This window comes from Halobacillus sp. BAB-2008 (assembly GCF_000328325.1).
In the GTDB taxonomy this organism is placed as follows: domain Bacteria; phylum Bacillota; class Bacilli; order Bacillales; family Halobacillaceae; genus Halobacillus.
Genome location: NZ_ANPF01000056.1, coordinates 14,139 through 31,757, shown reverse-complemented (window position 1 = coordinate 31,757; position 17,619 = coordinate 14,139). Strand labels below are relative to the sequence as shown.

23 protein-coding genes and 2 riboswitches are annotated in these 17,619 nt (G+C 49.7%); of the genes, 19 read left to right on the top strand and 4 right to left on the bottom strand.

Going from position 1 to position 17,619, the window contains the following annotated elements:
* Both D479_RS12970 and D479_RS12965 read left to right on the top strand, forming a co-directional pair.
* The coding region (locus D479_RS12970) for a 3-oxoacyl-[acyl-carrier-protein] synthase III C-terminal domain-containing protein (RefSeq protein WP_277422410.1) at nt 1-249 on the top strand (249 nt) is incomplete at its 5' end.
* Nucleotides 250-320: 71 nt separating this feature from the next.
* On the top strand, nt 321-1,310 hold the full coding sequence (locus D479_RS12965) for an aldo/keto reductase (RefSeq protein WP_008637796.1): 990 nt from the start codon (nt 321-323) through the stop codon (nt 1,308-1,310).
* Between the two features lie 67 nt (nt 1,311-1,377).
* Here D479_RS12965 and D479_RS12960 read toward each other — a convergent pair whose 3' ends face one another.
* The gene (locus D479_RS12960) at nt 1,378-1,983 is read right to left on the bottom strand and encodes a TetR/AcrR family transcriptional regulator (protein ID WP_008637794.1); all 606 of its coding nucleotides are present in this window, start codon (nt 1,981-1,983) and stop codon (nt 1,378-1,380) included.
* 178 nt (nt 1,984-2,161) lie between these two features.
* Here D479_RS12960 and D479_RS12955 point away from each other — a divergent pair, with 178 nt between their 5' ends.
* From D479_RS12955 to D479_RS12945, 3 genes are all read left to right on the top strand, one after another.
* Complete coding sequence (locus D479_RS12955; RefSeq protein WP_008637792.1) at nt 2,162-3,700, top strand: FAD-dependent monooxygenase; 1,539 nt, start codon at nt 2,162-2,164, stop codon at nt 3,698-3,700.
* A gap of 234 nt (nt 3,701-3,934) precedes the next feature.
* Nucleotides 3,935-4,237, top strand: a complete 303-nt coding sequence (locus tag D479_RS12950; protein WP_008637790.1) for a hypothetical protein — start codon at nt 3,935-3,937, stop codon at nt 4,235-4,237.
* Entirely contained in the window at nt 4,238-4,444 is a 207-nt protein-coding gene (locus D479_RS12945) for a helix-turn-helix transcriptional regulator (protein ID WP_008637789.1), read from the top strand.
* Nucleotides 4,445-4,522: 78 nt separating this feature from the next.
* Here the strand turns inward: D479_RS12945 and D479_RS12940 are convergent, their stop codons facing one another.
* Together D479_RS12940 and D479_RS12935 are read right to left on the bottom strand one after the other, a co-directional pair.
* Nucleotides 4,523-5,398: a 5'-methylthioadenosine/S-adenosylhomocysteine nucleosidase gene (locus D479_RS12940; protein ID WP_008637788.1), complete on the bottom strand. Its 876-nt coding sequence runs from the start codon at nt 5,396-5,398 to the stop codon at nt 4,523-4,525.
* Nucleotides 5,399-5,537: 139 nt separating this feature from the next.
* Nucleotides 5,538-5,641, bottom strand: a riboswitch (purine riboswitch).
* Between the two features lie 90 nt (nt 5,642-5,731).
* The gene (locus D479_RS12935) at nt 5,732-6,235 is read right to left on the bottom strand and encodes a hypothetical protein (protein WP_008637787.1); all 504 of its coding nucleotides are present in this window, start codon (nt 6,233-6,235) and stop codon (nt 5,732-5,734) included.
* A gap of 92 nt (nt 6,236-6,327) precedes the next feature.
* Between D479_RS12935 and D479_RS21220 the strand changes: the two genes are divergently transcribed.
* From D479_RS21220 to D479_RS12895, 10 genes are all read left to right on the top strand, one after another.
* Nucleotides 6,328-6,450: a hypothetical protein gene (locus D479_RS21220; protein ID WP_277422409.1), complete on the top strand. Its 123-nt coding sequence runs from the start codon at nt 6,328-6,330 to the stop codon at nt 6,448-6,450.
* A 242-nt stretch (nt 6,451-6,692) separates the two neighbouring features.
* The gene (locus D479_RS12930) at nt 6,693-8,066 is read left to right on the top strand and encodes a zinc ribbon domain-containing protein (protein WP_008637786.1); all 1,374 of its coding nucleotides are present in this window, start codon (nt 6,693-6,695) and stop codon (nt 8,064-8,066) included.
* A gap of 53 nt (nt 8,067-8,119) precedes the next feature.
* A complete protein-coding gene (locus D479_RS12925) occupies nt 8,120-8,881 on the top strand; it encodes a zinc ribbon domain-containing protein (RefSeq protein WP_008637785.1) in 762 nt (253 codons plus the stop codon).
* A 158-nt stretch (nt 8,882-9,039) separates the two neighbouring features.
* On the top strand, nt 9,040-9,213 hold the full coding sequence (locus tag D479_RS20775) for a hypothetical protein (RefSeq protein WP_193743886.1): 174 nt from the start codon (nt 9,040-9,042) through the stop codon (nt 9,211-9,213).
* Nucleotides 9,214-9,337: 124 nt separating this feature from the next.
* A complete protein-coding gene (locus D479_RS12920) occupies nt 9,338-10,249 on the top strand; it encodes a DUF4367 domain-containing protein (protein ID WP_008637784.1) in 912 nt (303 codons plus the stop codon).
* 33 nt (nt 10,250-10,282) lie between these two features.
* Nucleotides 10,283-10,471, top strand: coding sequence for a hypothetical protein (locus tag D479_RS12915; RefSeq protein ID WP_008637783.1), 189 nt, complete (start codon nt 10,283-10,285; stop codon nt 10,469-10,471).
* 291 nt (nt 10,472-10,762) lie between these two features.
* The gene (locus D479_RS12910; protein ID WP_008637782.1) at nt 10,763-10,954 is read left to right on the top strand and encodes a hypothetical protein; all 192 of its coding nucleotides are present in this window, start codon (nt 10,763-10,765) and stop codon (nt 10,952-10,954) included.
* A gap of 388 nt (nt 10,955-11,342) precedes the next feature.
* Nucleotides 11,343-11,540 carry a hypothetical protein gene (locus D479_RS12900; RefSeq protein WP_008637779.1) on the top strand — a complete coding sequence of 66 codons (198 nt, stop codon included), beginning with the start codon at nt 11,343-11,345 and terminating at the stop codon, nt 11,538-11,540.
* A gap of 94 nt (nt 11,541-11,634) precedes the next feature.
* Nucleotides 11,635-11,743, top strand: a riboswitch (SAM riboswitch).
* A 132-nt stretch (nt 11,744-11,875) separates the two neighbouring features.
* A complete protein-coding gene (locus D479_RS21215; protein ID WP_008637776.1) occupies nt 11,876-12,010 on the top strand; it encodes a hypothetical protein in 135 nt (44 codons plus the stop codon).
* A gap of 24 nt (nt 12,011-12,034) precedes the next feature.
* Entirely contained in the window at nt 12,035-13,384 is a 1,350-nt protein-coding gene (locus tag D479_RS12895; RefSeq protein ID WP_008637775.1) for a sodium:solute symporter family protein, read from the top strand.
* Between the two features lie 279 nt (nt 13,385-13,663).
* On the opposite strand, the gene D479_RS12890 is transcribed toward D479_RS12895, so the two are convergent.
* The gene (locus D479_RS12890; RefSeq protein ID WP_008637771.1) at nt 13,664-14,113 is read right to left on the bottom strand and encodes an Rrf2 family transcriptional regulator; all 450 of its coding nucleotides are present in this window, start codon (nt 14,111-14,113) and stop codon (nt 13,664-13,666) included.
* Between the two features lie 159 nt (nt 14,114-14,272).
* On the opposite strand from D479_RS12890, the gene D479_RS12885 reads away from it, so the two are divergent.
* The 4 genes from D479_RS12885 (at nt 14,273) to D479_RS12870 (ending at nt 17,451) form a co-directional block, all read left to right on the top strand.
* Nucleotides 14,273-14,911: an NAD(P)-dependent oxidoreductase gene (locus tag D479_RS12885; RefSeq protein ID WP_008637769.1), complete on the top strand. Its 639-nt coding sequence runs from the start codon at nt 14,273-14,275 to the stop codon at nt 14,909-14,911.
* A 37-nt stretch (nt 14,912-14,948) separates the two neighbouring features.
* Nucleotides 14,949-15,578, top strand: coding sequence for a DsbA family protein (locus D479_RS12880; protein WP_008637767.1), 630 nt, complete (start codon nt 14,949-14,951; stop codon nt 15,576-15,578).
* 215 nt (nt 15,579-15,793) lie between these two features.
* Nucleotides 15,794-15,973, top strand: coding sequence for a hypothetical protein (locus D479_RS12875; RefSeq protein WP_039871471.1), 180 nt, complete (start codon nt 15,794-15,796; stop codon nt 15,971-15,973).
* A gap of 281 nt (nt 15,974-16,254) precedes the next feature.
* Nucleotides 16,255-17,451 carry a dicarboxylate/amino acid:cation symporter gene (locus D479_RS12870; RefSeq protein WP_008637764.1) on the top strand — a complete coding sequence of 399 codons (1,197 nt, stop codon included), beginning with the start codon at nt 16,255-16,257 and terminating at the stop codon, nt 17,449-17,451.
* Nucleotides 17,452-17,619 lie beyond the last annotated feature (168 nt).

Here is a 17,619-nt window from a genome sequence, read left to right as displayed (position 1 = left end):
CTGCGTTTGATCGAGCCGATCAGTGAAAAGCTGGACTACTCGATGGATCAGACGCTGTACAGCCTGGAAAACTTCGGGAACACGTCGGCGGCATCCATTCCTTTGGCGTTCGACCTCGGAATCCGGGAAGGCAGAGTCCAGAACGGCGACCGCGTGCTTCTATACGGTTTCGGCTCCGGACTTGTCCATGCGGGCCAGCTCTTAGAGTGGAATCCGGACGAGCAGGTCAACGAACCGAAGCCGCTGTAAGTGTTCGTGTTTCCCTTTTCCTCATTCCGGATATATACCTTTAAGCAATGCAAAAAGGAGGATCTGGAAAGATGAAAACATTCGAACATGCGTTAAAGCATAAAGTCGGACTCGGAACGGCTCCGCTCGGGAACATGTTCCGCGAAGTGTCCGAGGAAGAAGCGAGAGAAACGATCCAAACCGCCTGGGATGAGGGTGTCCGTTATTTCGATACGGCACCGTTTTACGGCGCAGGCCTTGCGGAGATGCGTCTCGGCGAGGTGCTGTCCAAGTATGACCGCGACGATTATTTGATCAGTACGAAGGTCGGGCGGTACGTGCTGGAGGAAGAAGAAGAGGACAAGGAAGGCTTGTTCCAGTACGCCCGTAACAATAAAGTCGTGACCGATTACTCGGCTGATGCGACACGGCGCTCGATCGAACAGAGCCTCGATCGTCTGAAGACCGACCGCCTCGACTTCGTGTTCGTCCATGACGTCTCTCCGGATTTCCACGGCGACGACTGGATTGCGAAGTTCGAAGAGGCGCGGACCGGTGCGTTCCGTGTCTTGTCTGAACTCCGGGAACAGGGCGTCATCCGCTCGTGGGGTCTCGGCGTGAACACGACCGAACCGATTGAAATCGCGATGGAGATGGAGGAAAACAAGCCGGACTTATGTCTGTCTGCGACCCAGTACACGCTGCTTCAGCACGACCGCGCCCTCGAGCGCATGATGAAGACGGCGGAGGAAAACGACGTCGGCATCGTCGTCGGTGGACCGTACAACTCCGGTGTGCTGCTCGGCGGCGATCACTTCAACTACGAGAAGGCGGGAGCCGACATCATCGGCCGCGTTAATCAGCTGAAGGAGATCGGCGACAAGCACGGCGTCCCGCTGAAAGCAGCTGCGCTCCAGTTCTCGACGGCGCACCCTGCTGTGAAGTCCGTCATTCCGGGCTCGACGCGTCCGGACCGGATCAAAGAGGATATCGCCATGATCCAGAAGGAGATCCCTCAAGCGTTCTGGGAAGAGCTCGTGGAGAAAGGCTTCGTTTCAGAAAAAGCACCGTTACCGAAATAAACAAAAAAGCCTGCCGAAGAATGTCCTTCGGCAGGCTTTTTTTTTGTATGGGGAGCCCGGCTCTCTGTTATTTCTTTCTCTTGGCAAGTCCGGCTGCTTGGAATGGGCCGAGCAGCGACAGCCGGGCGATGTAGACCGAGATCTCCTCCGGTGATTCCTTCGTTCCCGTTTCCAGCCACTCCTGGATCACCCCGAGATGAGCGGATACCAGATAGGAGAGCAGGTAATCGTACGGTACCAGACGATCTTCCTCCTTCGCGGTCTGCAGCACCTCCCTGCCGACGTTCGTCTTCAAGTAATCTTTGAACGCGAGCTGGAAGGAAACGTCGCCGTTCGGACCGAGGACCGCATGCATGAACGCTGCATTTTCCTTTATATAATCCAAGAGGGATACGATGAAGGGGAGTGGTTTATTCGTTGCGAGGAAATGCTTCATCTCCTGGACGTCCACTTTCTCCGCCACCGCTTCGATCTCCGCGAACACCTCTTTCTCACACTGCTCCAGGAGATCGAACTTATCCTGATAATGAAGGTAGAAGGTACCCCGGTTGATCGCCGCTCTCGTCGTAATGTCCCGTACGGAGACGGCATGGAACCCTTTTTCCCCGATAAGCTCAGCAAGTGCTTCCCGGATCAGCTTCTTCGTCCGGATGACGCGTCGGTCATGGGTCATCATCTTTGTCCCCCTTTTTTCATATAATCGACACTACATTGGAAAACTGTTGATTATACGGCAGTTGTGCCTCGGATTGTTCATTGTAATCTACTTCCAGCTTATTATAATGGAGGTAGAAGGTGTTTATCAACACAGTGTTCATTAATTCGCTTATCAAAAAGAGGAGGATATCACGATGAAAGCTCAGGTACTAATTGTAGGTGCGGGTCCGACGGGCCTTGCGCTCGCTCATAGTCTCGTAAAACTCGGAGTTCCCTTCCGGATCATTGATCAAAATAAAGGACCGGGGGAGGCGTCCCGGGCGCTCGTCATCCACGCCCGGATCCTTGAACATTACGCGCAGCTCGGTCTTGCTGAGCAGATCGTCGAGCGGGGGCTCCCGATGTCATCCCTTCGATTCTGGGAGGGGAAAGAAGAGAAGGCGAAGCTGGAATTCCCGAATTTAGGAAAGGGAGTGAGCCCGTTCCCTTACGTTCTTAACCTTCCTCAGGATGAGCATGAAGAAATTCTGGTGAAAGAACTGCAGCGAGCCGGAGTGGAAGTGGAATGGGAGACATCGTTATCGGCCTTCACGGATCACGGGGACCGGATCGACGCCCGCCTTGAGAAAAAGGGGGAAGAGGAGAGGACGTCTGTTTCCTACCTGGTCGGATGTGACGGCGCTCACAGCACCGTCCGGAAGGGGCTCGGGCTGGGCTTTCCCGGCGGCACGTATGAACAGCTCTTCTTCGTAGCGGATGTGGAAGCGGATATCGATGTCGTCCCCGGCAGTATGAATATCTTCGTGGAAGACAATAAGCTGCTTCTGTTCATGCCTGTCCGGGAGAAAGGGGCGTACCGTGTAATCGGAATGGCGCCGCCCGAGTTGACCGGTGTAGAAGACCTTTCTTATGCCGATGTGAGCGGCTACGTGGAAGAGAAAGTCGGCATTACAGCGACTAACGTCCACTGGTTCTCCACCTACCGCGTCCACCACCGGGTCAGTGAGCAATTCCGGAAAGGGCGTGCCTTCATCGCCGGTGACGCCGGGCATATCCACAGCCCGGCAGGAGGCCAGGGGATGAATACAGGAATCGGCGATGCCGTCAATTTATCGTGGAAGCTTGCTGCTGTCCTGAAAGGCGAAGGAGACGACGCACTTCTCGATACGTACGAAGCGGAGCGGATAGCCTTTGCGAGAAAACTGATCGCCACAACGGATAAGGTGTTCCAGAACGTCGTCGGGGACAACAGGCGCGGCAGCTTCTTGCGGAACGTGTTCTTTCCGCACATGCTTCCCCTTCTGTTCGGCTTCTCCGGCATAAAGAAAAAAGCGTTCCGCATCGTTTCCCAGACAGAGATCAACTATAAACAAAGCAGCATCAGTCAAGGCACAGCCGGAAAAATCGAGGCAGGGGACAGGCTCCCCTGGATAGAGACAGCTGCCGGGGACAATTTCGCCCCGCTCGCATCCTTCGACTGGCAGATCCACATCTACGGCGAGGCGGAGCCGGCACTCTCCGCCTTTGCAGAGAAGCATGCCCTGCCGATTCATGCCTTCCCTTGGCAGGCGGGGATGGAGAAGAAGGGATGGAAGCAGGATGCGCTCTACCTGATCCGGCCGGACGGGTATGTCGCCCTCGCCCTTCCAGAACAGGAAGTCGCCGCTTTCAATTCATATCTTAAGAAGCACAACATACTTTTCGATAAATCAAACAGAACCACAAGGAGATAGTTCAGGGGGCGGCTCCTGCGTCTGGTGAGCTGCCCATTTCCCTACACCCTCTTGCTCAAACAGCTTTGAACTCCCGCGCCGAGTCTACTTTCGACCGGCCTCTCACTCACGTAAATTTTTGAAAGATGGTTTTTGATGAATTAAATGTAAAAAGTATTTGACATTCTTATATTTACTGCTATGATAAGAAATGTAAAAAGAATTTTACATTTTAATGAGAGAGGGAGCTGGGAAATGGATTATGTTAAAATCGTGTATTCCGTCCTATTGTTAATCAGCGGAATTTTGATTTTCGTTGCACCAATGTTTCAAAGAGGTGATGAAAGAAGGAAGTTTATCCACACGAAAGCTCAATCCTATGCGTTCATCGTAGTAATAGGTGTGCTTATTTTAGAAGTGGCCCAGTCCCTTTTCCTGACTATCGATGGGAATGCTTCTTATAATGGTAATGGGATTTCCCCCATAATGTTTCTAACTGTCATTTCCGTTATTTATTTAGTGACATTACTAATTTACAGAAAAAAATATGGTGATTAAATGCAAAATCACATTAGAGAATTAAGAAAATCGGTTAAGTTATCCCAGGAAGAACTGGCTAAACTCTGTAAAGTATCCAGACAAACAATCAATGCCATCGAAAACGATAAATACGACCCCACCTTGCAATTAGCATTTGACATAGCCTCTGTATTGAACACCACAGTAGATAAGCTTTTCATCAGCAGTTCGAATAAAAAACGATAATTCGACCTCCCATCGAGGTCTTTTTTATGCACTTATTAACATTTAAAAAAAGTCCGGGATGTGCTCCCGGACTTTTTCTTATTCCTGTTCCTTGATATATTCCTGAACGACCTCATACACATACTCCTGATTCGATGCTGCCGTGTCCGGGTTGTACGCTCCGCCGTTCGTCTTGTTGTTGGAAAGGATGCGGATGCCGAGGAACGGTACATCATAGGCGCCGGCGATCTGTGCCGCTGCCGCCCCTTCCATCTCCTCGACAGAAGAGCCGAAGTTCTCGTGGAACCACTGGATGCGGTCGACTTCATTGTTCCAGACGTCGGCTGATCCGATCGTTCCTTCGACGACTTTGCCGTCTTCATACGTATCCTTCACGGCGTTCGCTGCTTTCAGAAGACCCTCGTCCCCTTCGAAATAGCGGACCTTTTCCGCGTCTTCATCCTCGCCCGCACTTCCTTCGGAGGCAAGCAGGTCCATCGGGATCCACTCGGTCGGCTCGATGCCTTCTTCGTCTTCCAAATGGCCCGTTTTCAGAGAACCGAGGTTGACCGTTCGTTTCCCGAGGACGATATCAAAGACGTTCAACTCCGGATCGTGCCCGCCGGATGTCCCCTGGTTGATGATCGCGGCTGGATCGAACTTTTCAATGGCGATCGCCGTCGCTGCTGCGGTGTTTTCCATTCCTTTGCCTGTCTTCATGACGATGACCGGATAATCATCGACCGTTCCTTTATAAAATACGAAGCTGCCGGATGTTTCCTCTTCGACGTCCTTCAGACGAGCGGCGAATTCCTCCGCCTCGATCGGCATCGGTCCCTGGATGAGGATCGGCTGCTGCGGATCGGCTTCCTCCGCCTCTGCTTTCGTCGTGTCGGTTTGGGTGTTACAGCCGGCAAGCATGGATAATACGATAAGTAAAAGTGCGATTGTTCGGATTGTGGCTGTCTTCTTCATCTGTCTCTCTCCTTCGATGTTTGGTTTTCCATAAGGGCCGCGGCATAAAAAAAGCGCCCGGGACCAGCAGATCAGCTGCTGTCTCAGACGCCAAGTCAAAAATGTACAATTGGATGGAAAAGCCGTTCCAATCAGGAAACCCGTGACATTCTCAACTCGTAGTCCGGTTCTTTCGATGGGAACCGGGTAGAGACGCTCAGACCATATCACTGAGAATATACGAGTACCTTATGGAATTGATTACGGTGTTCACTATACCAGATAGGCTTCCGTTCCACAACCGTAAAAAGCGAACATTTTTATTTATTTAAAAAATAAAGTTCGCTTTTAAGGTCAATATTTGCCGTATTCTGTCGCCGTCAGCGTCGTCGATCCGAAAATGGCGAGTGATGGGTCCTGGTCGAGCTTGCGGATCGTCAAATAATACGTGACGTTCCGCTCCCGGGGCTGCAGCGTATCGACATACAGGAGCGGGACCGGCTGGGCGAACCCCTCCCGGCCGCCGGCGATTTCGACCGCGTTGCTGTAGACGATGCTTGCAGGATCGAAATAGTTTTTGTAAAGGCTGACGACGATGCCGCACGCTTCTTCTGATGTATTGGTGACGGGGATGAGCCCGTTCAAGGAAACGGGGTTCCCGGTCGTCCCGGCATGGAGCGACACTTTCGAGATCGCCCGGTCTTCTTCGAACAGGATCGGCAGGCCAGAGAACGCCTGATTGTCGAAGTTGAACTGGACGAACCGTTTATGATGGACACTGTTCTTCTGGTTGAAGACAGGGTTGAAGTTCGGCAGGTAACTGCTCGAGACGGTTTTCTTATGGGAATGGTCTTTCATGGCTGTAGGCAGCTCCTTTCTTCATGGATTCCAAGAGTCCGCGAGAAGCCTCTTTATGCATGATATGTAAAAAGGCGGAATGTGGAATATGCGTGATGGAAAACGTGGGTGTTGGGTTGGAGAGGTCGGGCTCCGGGGAATGGGAGGCTTTCCGCGGGGCGGCCGGTGAGCCTCCTCATCGCGTCGCTCTTCCGGGGTTTCACCTGTTCCGCTAATCCCGCCGGAGTCTGCCCATTCCCCTCTGCCCTATGCGGTAATTATATCCCCTCTGTTTTATGCTCCATCAACCGGCTGCAGCGGATGGAGAGAGAAATAAACATACCGAAAGGAGGACATGCTTCCCGTCTTCCCTACAGAGGCCGCGTGTCATAACCATGTTTCCTTGTGAATATAGTCCTTGAATAAGGGGAGAGCTTGGATACATAACGGCCGATCAGCAGAGGAGGGGGGCACATCGATGGCAACATGCACGCATTGCGGAAAGGCGCTCAAGGACGGGGAGAACTTTTGTACAGGATGTGGGAATAAGCGGGCCTCGCGCGTTTCCGGGAAACGGAAGACGGCACCGCTTTCGAAGAAGCAGAAGCTGACGTTCCTGATCGGAGGAGCGGCGATTGTGCTGCTTGTCGCCGGGCATTTCATCGTGACGCAGCTGCTTGACCCGGTCACGAAGATCAAGGCGATGGACCGGGCGGTGACGGAGGAGGATGCGGAAGGTTTTCTTGATAAGCTTGAGGTGAAGAAGGACGCCTGGCTGAAGGAAGAGGAGTACCTGCGCTACATCAAGACGAGCGATTGGGAGACGATTCGTGAGCGGCTGACCGGAGCTGTCCACGCGGAGCAGGAATTCGATCGGATCGTGCGCGATGATTACGGCAATCCGTTTTTTATCGTGAAGAAGAAACCGTTCCTTTTCTATGACAGGTTCGAGTTCGAAGCGGTGCCGACGACGGTTCATGTGACGACAGAGCTCTCCGATACGTCCTTTGAGGTCGAGAACGAGACGTACGATTTCAAAGATCCGGTCGAGAGGGAGACGCTCGCTTCCGCCTATCCGGGGACGTATGAGATAAAAGGAAAAGCGGACGGTGATTACGGGGGTTGGAAGGAGACATGGGTGCTCGATATTTTTTCCGGGGAGAACGGCTACGATTTCTATGCGGACTTCCTCTATTCCACCTACGGCATCGATACGAACAAGCCGGAAGCCGTCCTGTTCGTGAACGGAAAGAGTACGAAGAAGACGCTCGCCGAGGTCGGGGAGATCGGGCCGGTTCCTGAGGATGCGAAGCTTGAGCTGCACGCCGAATGGAAGAATGCAGACGGCAGGGTGGAGAAGTCCGAGGTCGTCCGTCCGGGAGACGTCTCGTTCGGTGCGCTCCCGTTCCTGTTCGGCATGGAGGAGGAAGATGCCTTCCTTGAGGAGGAACAAGCGCCGGTGGAAGCCGCGGCTCCCGGGGGCGGGGAAGAACAGGCGGCTGAATTCGTAGAAGCATTCCGGACGGCGTATGAAGAAGCGTTGAACACACGCGACTACAGCCGGATTGAACCTTTTTTGAAAGAGGGAAGCGTTGCAGCCTCTGATTTGAAAAGCTTCATGGCCGGGCTTGAAGAGGACGGCTCATCCTATGAGTTCCTCACGAATGAAGTGTCGGCGATCGATGCCCGGGATGAGAACACCTTTTTCCTGACGACAAGGGAGACGTTCGTCTTCCACGGAGCGGACGGTGCGAGCGTCGACTATGACCGGAAGAAGGAGTACCGGCTCGTTCTTGTCGACGGCACGTTCGCGATCGAGGAAATCACCATCCGGGACACCGATAGAAACTGATTCTTTTCATGCGGCACCAGAGAACAACCAAATAGATGGAAAGGGATGATTCTATGTACTGTCAACAATGCGGCACGACAATCGAGGCCGATGCGAATTTCTGTGGAGGCTGCGGTCTGCCCGCTTCCAGCGTGGAAGGGGAGGCGGTCGTGCGCAGAGCCGCGCTTCCGGTTCCAGTCGGCGGTCCCTATACGAACCGGGCGGCCCGGACAGGGAGCTCGTTCGTCACCTTCGCCCGCGATGCGCTGAAAGGCCCGTGGCAGGCGAGCAGGGCGACAGGGGAAAACCAGCTCCTTGAAGGCGTCCTCACCCTCGTTGCGATCGCCCTTCTGATGCCTTTGTATTCCTACTTCGTCGCACGGGAAGCGGCCGGAGGATTCGGAGGATTCGTCAAGGTCCCGTTCGGCGCCACCGTCCTGGAGCCGTTCCTCTACATGCTCTTGTTCCTCGCCGTCTACGCCGGTATCAATGTCGGCGTCGCCAAACTGATGCATAACGACGTCAGCTTCAAGAACGTCCTGGCCCGCTACGGTGCACTCGCCATCATCCCGGGCTGCGGTCTCGTTCTTGCCAACTTCCTGCAGCTGATCTCGCTGAACTTCGTCGGCGCTCTCGTCTATCTCGTCACACTCGTCGCGTTCCTGCTCGCAAGCGTCACTCTTGTTTTCTCCATCGATGCGGACAGGGAAACCGAAGGCGGCCTCGACAGTTTCTACGGACTGCTGATCACGAGCGTCGTCATGATGCTGTTCTTCTTCCTCGTCGGCATGAGCCTCGTCGACCGGATGGTGAACCAGATGCCGTTTTTGTGGTAAAAGCGCTACAGAAAAAAACCGGATATAAAAAGTCCAGGTGCAGAAATGGGAATTACTGCACCTGGACTTTTGCTGCCGACTGGATTTCCTCCTCCTGTTGAGTCAATGCCTGATTTTATGAGACCATTTCACTGGAACCGGCTTGGAGGTGACAGGAAATGGACAATGGACGGAGACTTACTCTATCCATCCTCTTATCGATCGTATTAACGACTAATTTAGTAAATGCAGTAGAAAATACTACGGTTCTATCCGTGGGAACAGCTGTCATTATCTTCTTCTCCCTGTGGGTATTCAACAGGAAAAGATGGAAGGAAAACAGCAGGAAATAAGAACGAAAACGCGCCATACCTTAAGTGGGGACTGGTGCGTTTCTTCCTTTATTACCATTTTTATGAAACCAATGGCCGTAGGTATTCGTACATATAAGAAGACACACAAACGGAGGTTTTTTCGATGTGGAAAAAAATGACCGCCCTTGCTGTGGTACTGCTGCTGTTTGTCGGCTGTTCATCCGATCCGTCTGCAGGAGAAGATACAGAAGAGAAGCCGACGACGAAAGAAAAGGTGACAGAGATGCTGGAGAAAATGTTCTCCGGACCGGATGAAGCATTAACGAAGCTTTTTGATCAGAGTGATCACGAAGGCATCATAAACTATTACGAGGAGCAGTTCAGCGGATACATGACCGATGAGCGGATGGAAGATGCGATGAATACCAACTTGTTTACAAGCTTTCACCAAAAAGCTTACAGCAATGATGTAAAGATGGATATAAAGAAACTGGACGTGGAAGAGAGTGGGGATGTGGAAGGTGCGTATGATTTTGATATCCAGATCAACATCAGTAATGGGGAGACGGCAGGTATTAAGGGAAGAGTGAATACGGACGAAGAGGGGAATGTCACCCGGGTGCATTTCAGCGACGGCCAACCCCTGCTCCATGCCTTCGATAAACCGGAAGAAATAGAAGAAGGCCTTTACCGGTACGATTCATCTATGGCGGAGGCCGTCGCAGGTGACGAAGCTTACCAGCCGATGTATCCGACGATCATGCCGTATGAAGTGGACGGCGTACAAGTCGACTCGGGGAGCAAACAGCAGGAAGAGAGCCGGTTGATCTTCACTTTTTATGGTGAAAAGGGAGAAGAGCTGGAACTGACAACCGTCAAGGACGGCGAAATTGCTTATGAAGAAACAGAGACGGAAGAAGCGATGGTCGGTGATCAGACGGCGCGTTATGCAGGTAAGGAAGGCGGAGAGCAGCGGCTGATTTGGACGAATGGATCGATTACGTATGAGTGGAAAGGCAAGGTTGAGGGGATGTCGAAGGAAGACATGATTAAGATGGCAGAGTCTTTCGAGTAATGAAGGAGCATCATCAGTAAAGGAGTCTTTTTAATGCGTGCAAAACTTGTTAAGTCTTCCATAGCTGCCGGCTTTCTTACCTTTGTGCTTTGCCTCGTCATTTTCTACGCGGCAGACTCTCCCTCTCCCTATATAGGTGCCCTCGTTACAGGCTTTCTCATTTTTGAAATAGTTTTCTATCATTTCTTTGGCAGAGACAGGGAGGAGCAACGGTTGAGGTAAGGGCAACTATATGTTTTCGGGGCTGGTATTTTATAAACGGGCGTGCATCGTTCATGCAAAAGTAATAAAGGTCACGCATACTTCTAAACCGCCTGATGAATGGTGGGAAAATCCTTTCACGGGCTTAATCTTCGCTTGAGATGGGAATTAAATCCAATGAAGAGGGTATATGCCAAAGAAGATCCTTTGTCTACATCAGTCTAGCTTCTCTCTTGTACGGGCCTGCGTTATGGGACTTCATGAACGGCTGAGGAGAACAGGGTAATCTATAAACGACCCCGAGGTGATTGGATGAGTTTTAAAAAGAACTTCGTTATCCAAACCATTTTAATACTGGTTTCGTACCTGATCCTGTTCCTGGTGGATACATTCGTTCATCCTGTCGAAGATAGTTTGTGGACACTCCTTATCTTCGTGTATATAGGTCAATTGATTTTTTATAAATTGGATCTCGGCTATCGGGATAATAAAGAAAAGGATTAAACCACTCTCTATGCTTTCTGAAAAAGCGATAAATGAGGTGCGATTAATAAAGATTACCAGTGACATTGAGGTCGAACAAAATAAGAGAAGGATCTTTTTTCTGGAACAAAACAAAAAGCAGTACATGCTTCAAACGGCTTTTTCTAGCTGTTGGTTTTTAGGGGGAATTCGTATCAAAGGGAATAAAAATAGCAAAGACCAAGAAAGCATTTCATTCAAAGTGACAGCCTGGTGGTTTTCTATCCCGAGAATCATACGTATCAGTATTTTTCTGATAGCATTCCTTATCATGGCTGTCCTGTTGTGGTGAAAGGAAAAGCGTTGAACGAAGAGAGCCGATCTGCACTAAAGCGGGCTCTCTTTTTATTCTAAAAAAAGGAGCCGGCATATGGAAGCTATCTCTGTCGTACTCATGTCCATCGGTCTCATTCTTGCTCCTGTGGTCGGATTCTTCTATCCTGCGTGGAGACAAAGTCAGGGAAGGGATTTATCCGAACGGCAGGTGTACGGCATTCGGGCTTTAGGGATCGGGATTCTGCTGTTGATGTATATCCTGATTCAAATCATCCGACTGGTATCCAATTGAAGGCTCCAGCTTAGAGAGGTTCGTGACGAAGGGAATTGACGAAACGGCGGTATGTGGTAGAATGAAATCTATTACCAATCGAATAGTTTGAATTTTCTTATCGAGAGAGGCAGAGGGACTGACCCTGTGAAGCCTCGGCAACCGGCAGATGCATGCACGGTGCCAATTTCAGTGGAAGGCGAAAGTCATTCCGAAGATGAGAGGACAAGCAGCAGCCCGTTACGGTTGTGCGAAACCCTTTTCTCTTAGTGAGTGAAGGGTTTTTTATTTTTTTCAAAAAAGGGGCTGGTGATCGCTTCAAGTGGTTCCATAAAAGGATGAAGAGGAGGATGGCGATGTTCATAGCGATGATGGTGTGGGTGGGAACGATGATTTTCTCCTTCCTGTTAGGCACCTTTCTCTGTTACAAAGTGGAGAAATCAGGAGTGAAACGGTGGGGAGCTACAGGGAAACTGTTCAAGTATAAATGAAGTGGGGAAGGAAGTTGCTGACAAATGATATGGTATGTAGTCGTATTTAGTTTTTATGTGCTTTTTCTAGTATGGGCGAATATAAAAAGTTTGAAAAAAGCAGAGTCGATCGATGATTATACAGCCGGAGGCCACAGGATGGGGCTGCTTCTTGGTATCGGTACCACGGCAGCGACGTGGGTCAGTGTGGCTTCTGTCATCGGGGTCCCTGGTTATTTGTACAGCTCCGGTGTCGCAGCTGTCATCGGCTGGGTCGCGGGCTGGTGCTTCGGTGGTGCCTTGATTCCGATCGTCGCGTACAAAATTAGACGACCGGAAAAGCCGGCCAGGACGTTTCCGGAATTCATCCGGCATCGGTTCGAGCCGTTTGAGAACAAGAGTGCTCTGCAGGCGATTGTCGGCATTCTTATGTTTATCGGTTATTTGCTTCTCGTCAATATTCAGGTGACTGGTTTCGGTATTGTGTTTTCCAGTATTACAGGCATTGATTACAAACTCGCAATCTTTGGATTCTTATTATTTATTATCATTACCAGTGTAGGTGGATTTTGGTCGGTGGCAGCGACAGATACGGTGAACACGATCCTCATTACGATCGGCGTCCTGCTTGCGGGCGGTGTCGTATGGTCGTTAACGGGTGGAATCGGCAGTATCCTGGACACGCTTGCGACGACAACCGCTCCGACAAACGTCGGCGGACCGGACCTTGAGGAGGGTATCCTGCTTTCCCCGTTCGGGACCTTCGGTATCGGGGCCCTGCTTTCCATTTTCATTTCGAACTCTTTAGGGACGCCTTCTTCCCCGCACTGGGTCACAAGGATGCTGGCGCCTCAAAACGTGAAAGTGGCGATTTTGCAGGTCGTAGGTACGATCGTCGTGTTGATCTTCATCATGGGGCCGCTGATCGTCATCGGTCTCGGGGCGAAAGTGCTCGTACCCAGCATACCGGTCGGAAAGACGACCGATTATATCATTCCTTTGGTCATTCAGGAGTACACGCCGCCGATTATCGGTGCCATTACCCTGGTAGCCATTTGTGCAGCGGCTATATCGACGGCCAACTCCATGCTCCTGCACTGCGCTACGTCACTTTATTATGACGTGTACTTGAACATAGCTCCGAAGAAGATCAGTGAGAAGAAGTTCAAGAACTGGCTCCGCCTGAGTATATTCGGGATCGCCGCCGTGGCTGTTCTGTTAGCGATCAATCCACCGTGGTTTTTGGCGATGGGCTTTGTCTACGTATACGGAGGGTTCGGCGCCGCCTTCTTCCTCGTCGTATTCTTAGGTCTGTACTGGAAGCGGATGAACCGGGCCGGTGCTTATGCCGGTATCATTATCGGGTCTCTCGTTTATATCGCGGCGAAAGCTTAGGATACGAGCTGCCTTTTGTCATCGCCGTTGCTGCATCCCTCATTGGTGTGATGATCGCGGTTTACTCGACGAAAAGGGCTCCTTTGGAAGCTTACGAGCCGTACTTTGAAGCGGAAATCAGTGATTCCACTCGTGAGGTGCTGTCGAATATCAGAGCGTCCTCGCAGGGGGAGTCCGAGGAGAAATCGCATAAGATAGGGTAAGAGATTTATAGAGATGACTCCTATAAAGGTGTCGCAATGAAAAAAAGGACATTCCTGGAAAAGGGAATGTCCTTTTTTATATTTTGTTTTCATCATTACCTTTTTCTTTGTCTTGAATATCCTTTACCACATCTTCAATGGTGACAGCTTCAAGCACCTTCTCCATTGCACGTTGAGCACTGCTGAAGAGTGGTTCAATGGTATGTTGGATATTCCTTCCGACGGTACAATCAGGACTTGGATTTCCGTGTATGCTGAAGAGTTCCTTGTCTTTGACAACATCTACGGCTTTATAAACATCCAGCAAGGTGATCTCTGATAAATCTTTCGCCAGTTCTGCTCCTGCAATACCGGGCTGTACTTTTATTAATCCTGCTTTTCTAAGCATGCCCATGATTTTTCTGATTACGGCTGGGTTCGTGTTCACACTTCCCGCTAAATATTCAGAAGAACTTATTCCATCTTTATTTATTTCAATCAGAGCCAGCACATGAATGCCGACGGAAAATCTGCTGCTGATGGACATCTGGTCACCATCCTTACTTTTGTACATGTAAATCATGCGGTTACATGTACATTATAACAAAAGGGAATTGTTTTTGTTGACATCCACCTCGGTTGTAATTAAACTAGTTACATGTAATCGAAGTTGTTACAGGTTGAAATCAATAGAGGAGGAATTGAAATGAAAATCGGAATTATTGGAGCAAGTGGAAAAGCAGGTAACCTGATTTTGAAGGAAGCAGTCCGTCGGGGGCATCACGTGACGGCTATCGTAAGAGATAAGTCGAAGCTCAAAGATACGGATGTTCATGTGATTGAAAAAGATATATCAGACCTTACGCAGGAGGACGTTCAGAAGTATGAAGTAGTCGTGAATGCTTTCGGTGCTCCACTTGGAGAAGAGCAGGCACATGTGGATGCCGGCCACGCTTTAATCGAAGCTTTGAAAGGGACGAATACAAGAGCGATGATCGTCGGAGGGGCTGGAAGTCTTTATGTGGATGATCAAAAAACGATGCAATTAATAGATACCCCGGAATTTCCGGATGCAGTTAAACCGACGGCAAAAGGGCAGGGGCGGAATTTGGAAGAGCTGCAGGCAACACCTGATATTACTTGGACATTTGTCAGTCCGTCTGCCGTATTTGATGCGGAAGGAAAAAGAACCAGATCCTATAAAAAAGGAAAAGACCATCTTCTCGTCAATTCAAAAGGGGAAAGCTACATCAGTTATGCGGATTATGCGATTGCCGTGTTAGATGAAATAGAGAACCCGCAGCACAAGAATGAACGGTTTACGGTCGTCGGCGAAGCAGAGTAAGTCCTGTCTGCATTGAAAATAGGAAGGAGGTTTTACTATGAATAAGGAAGGCATGTCCCTTCTCTATATATGGGATGCGTACTGTGGTTGGTGTTACGGGTTCTCCAGGAGTCTGGGAGAATTTCACGCGAAACACCCTGAACTTCCCTTGACTGTTTTATCGGGAGGTCTATTTGCAGGTGAAAGAAAGCTGCCGATCGACTCTTTCCCGCACATACCGGAAGCGAATAAGCGAATCAGTCAGTTGACAGGTGCCGAGTTTGGGGAATCCTACCAAACATTGCTGGAAGAAGGAGGTTTCCTATTGGACTCGGAAGCGGCGGCTGAAGGATTTGCAGCTTTGCGGCATTTCGCTCCAGCCCGTGCCTACCACCTGGCCGCTTCCATGCAGCATAAATTTTATTACGAAGGTAAGAGTCTCCGTGACCCGGAAACTTATCGGGAAATCGCTGTAGAAAATCGACTCGATCCAGACGCGGTAGAGGCACGATTCGAAAGTGTAGATTCTACCGCAGACGCCCGTGCGGACTTTGCGAAGGTTCAGCAGCTTGATATCCACAGCTATCCCACACTGCTTTTGAAGAAAGGGGATGAAGTAATCGGGCTTGGCGGGGGCGTTATGACCGCGGAGAAAATAGAGGCACGACTGGAACAGATACTTTCGTGAATGGAACCCTGAATGTAAACCGACCTTTTCTGATAAAGGGTCGGTTTTTATTATACGATGGGTTAAACCAAAAAAGAGGAAGGAATGATGATCTGTTATGATGAATTGGATATAGTTGGGGAAAGTCGTATCATTCACATGCGAATGGACGTGAAAGGAAATGGAATTTGGAAAACTCCCAATCAAGGCATATACATAAAACGAAGGAGAACAGATTGGGAACAATATACCAGGAGAAAGGTGGGGATTACATGGACGTTTTCGGAATGATGGGGTTCATTTTTGGGATCATGGGATTCATTTTCGGTCTGATTGCGTTTACGACAGGCGCGATCAGTACCAACAAAGTGAAAGAGCTGGAAGACAGAATCAGTGATTTAGAGAGAAGATCGTGAATAGAACGTGCTGCAGGAATGATCACCGTCTCTAAGTATCGTGACATGCACTCCCTCTCTTTTGTGAAATAGAAGATTAGAAACCATGAGCTGCTTAAAACACTGGGATGGCGATGGGGAAGCAGCAGCACAAAACAGGAGCTGTACTCATAAATATCCACTGTTTTTACAGTTTTTTTATACTTCACAAACCATTAAAAAAAGGTTATCGTATAAACCAGGTTTTATTCTATTACACATGAACTCGTTAAAATTCAGCAACAGGAGGAAGGAAGAGGGAGATGAAAAAAATACCATTGTTGTTAAGGATTGTTCTTGCGATCGCTTTAGGTATCGTGATAGGGCAATTTGCACCAGAAATCCTTATTGAAATTGCTGCAACATTTACAGGTTTATTCGGTAACTTTCTGAGCTTTGTCATCCCGTTAATCATTCTCGGTTTTATTGCTCCCGGCATCGCGTCCATGGGAAGAGGCGCAGGAAAGATGCTTGGTCTGACGACTGGATTAGCCTATGCCTCTACGGTCCTGGCAGGTACGGTGGCTTTTTTGTTTGCTAAGAATCTGTACCCATCCTTTTTGCAAGGGCAAAGTGGAGAATCCTTTGCTAATCCGGAAGAATCGCTGGTGGAAGCACCTTTTTCCGTTGAAATGACTCCCATTATGGGCGTAATGGCCGCACTTATATTATCTTTCTTGTTAGGGGTAGGAATGACGGCTGTTAAAGGGGATTATTTATTACAAGTCATGAATGAATTCCGCTCCATTATCCAGAAAGTAATAAAGAACGTCATCATCCCTCTATTACCGTTTCATATATTCGGAATCTTCGCGAATATGACGTATGCAGGACAAGTAGGGACAATCTTGAGTGTATTCGCGAAAGTGTTCTTGATGATCATATCGCTGCACTTGCTTTATCTTGTAGTCATGTATTGTATTGCAGGCAGTATGCATGGCAGGAATCCATTCCGCTTATTGAAAGTAATGACGCCTGCCTACTTTACAGCGCTTGGAACGCAGTCTTCAGCGGCTACGATTCCCGTCACCTTAAAGCACGTGAAGAAAATCGGGGTACGGGAACGTGTAGCAGACTTTGCTGTGCCGTTACTTGCTAATGTCCATTTGGCAGGAAGTGCGATCACGATTACCAGCTGTGCCATGGCGGTTATGTATATGCAAGGACAAGCAACCACATTCGCAGACGTATTCCCGTTCATACTGATGGTAGGAATTACAATGATTGCCGCCCCGGGTGTACCTGGCGGAGCGGTCATGGCAGCCATCGGCCTTCTCGAATCGATGTTAGGATTTAATTCCACCATGGTCTCTTTAATTATTGCTCTCTACCTGGCTCAAGACAGCTTCGGTACCGCAACGAACGTTACGGGCGATGGAGCAATTACTGCCATTGCTGATAAGCTTATGAAAAAAGATAAACAAGAGGATGTTCCAGTGCCCGGTCATAACGTGGGATAAGAACATTCGCTTATAGTAAAAACCCGCTGCTTAGGCAGCGGGTTTTTTTGTTTGCTACATATTAGGAGAGCGTGCAGGTGCTTAACTTACTGCACATGTAATACATGATGAAGAACCCCTGGATTCAAGTTTTCACCTGAAAGGGGCGTTAGAAAAATGTTGCAGGGG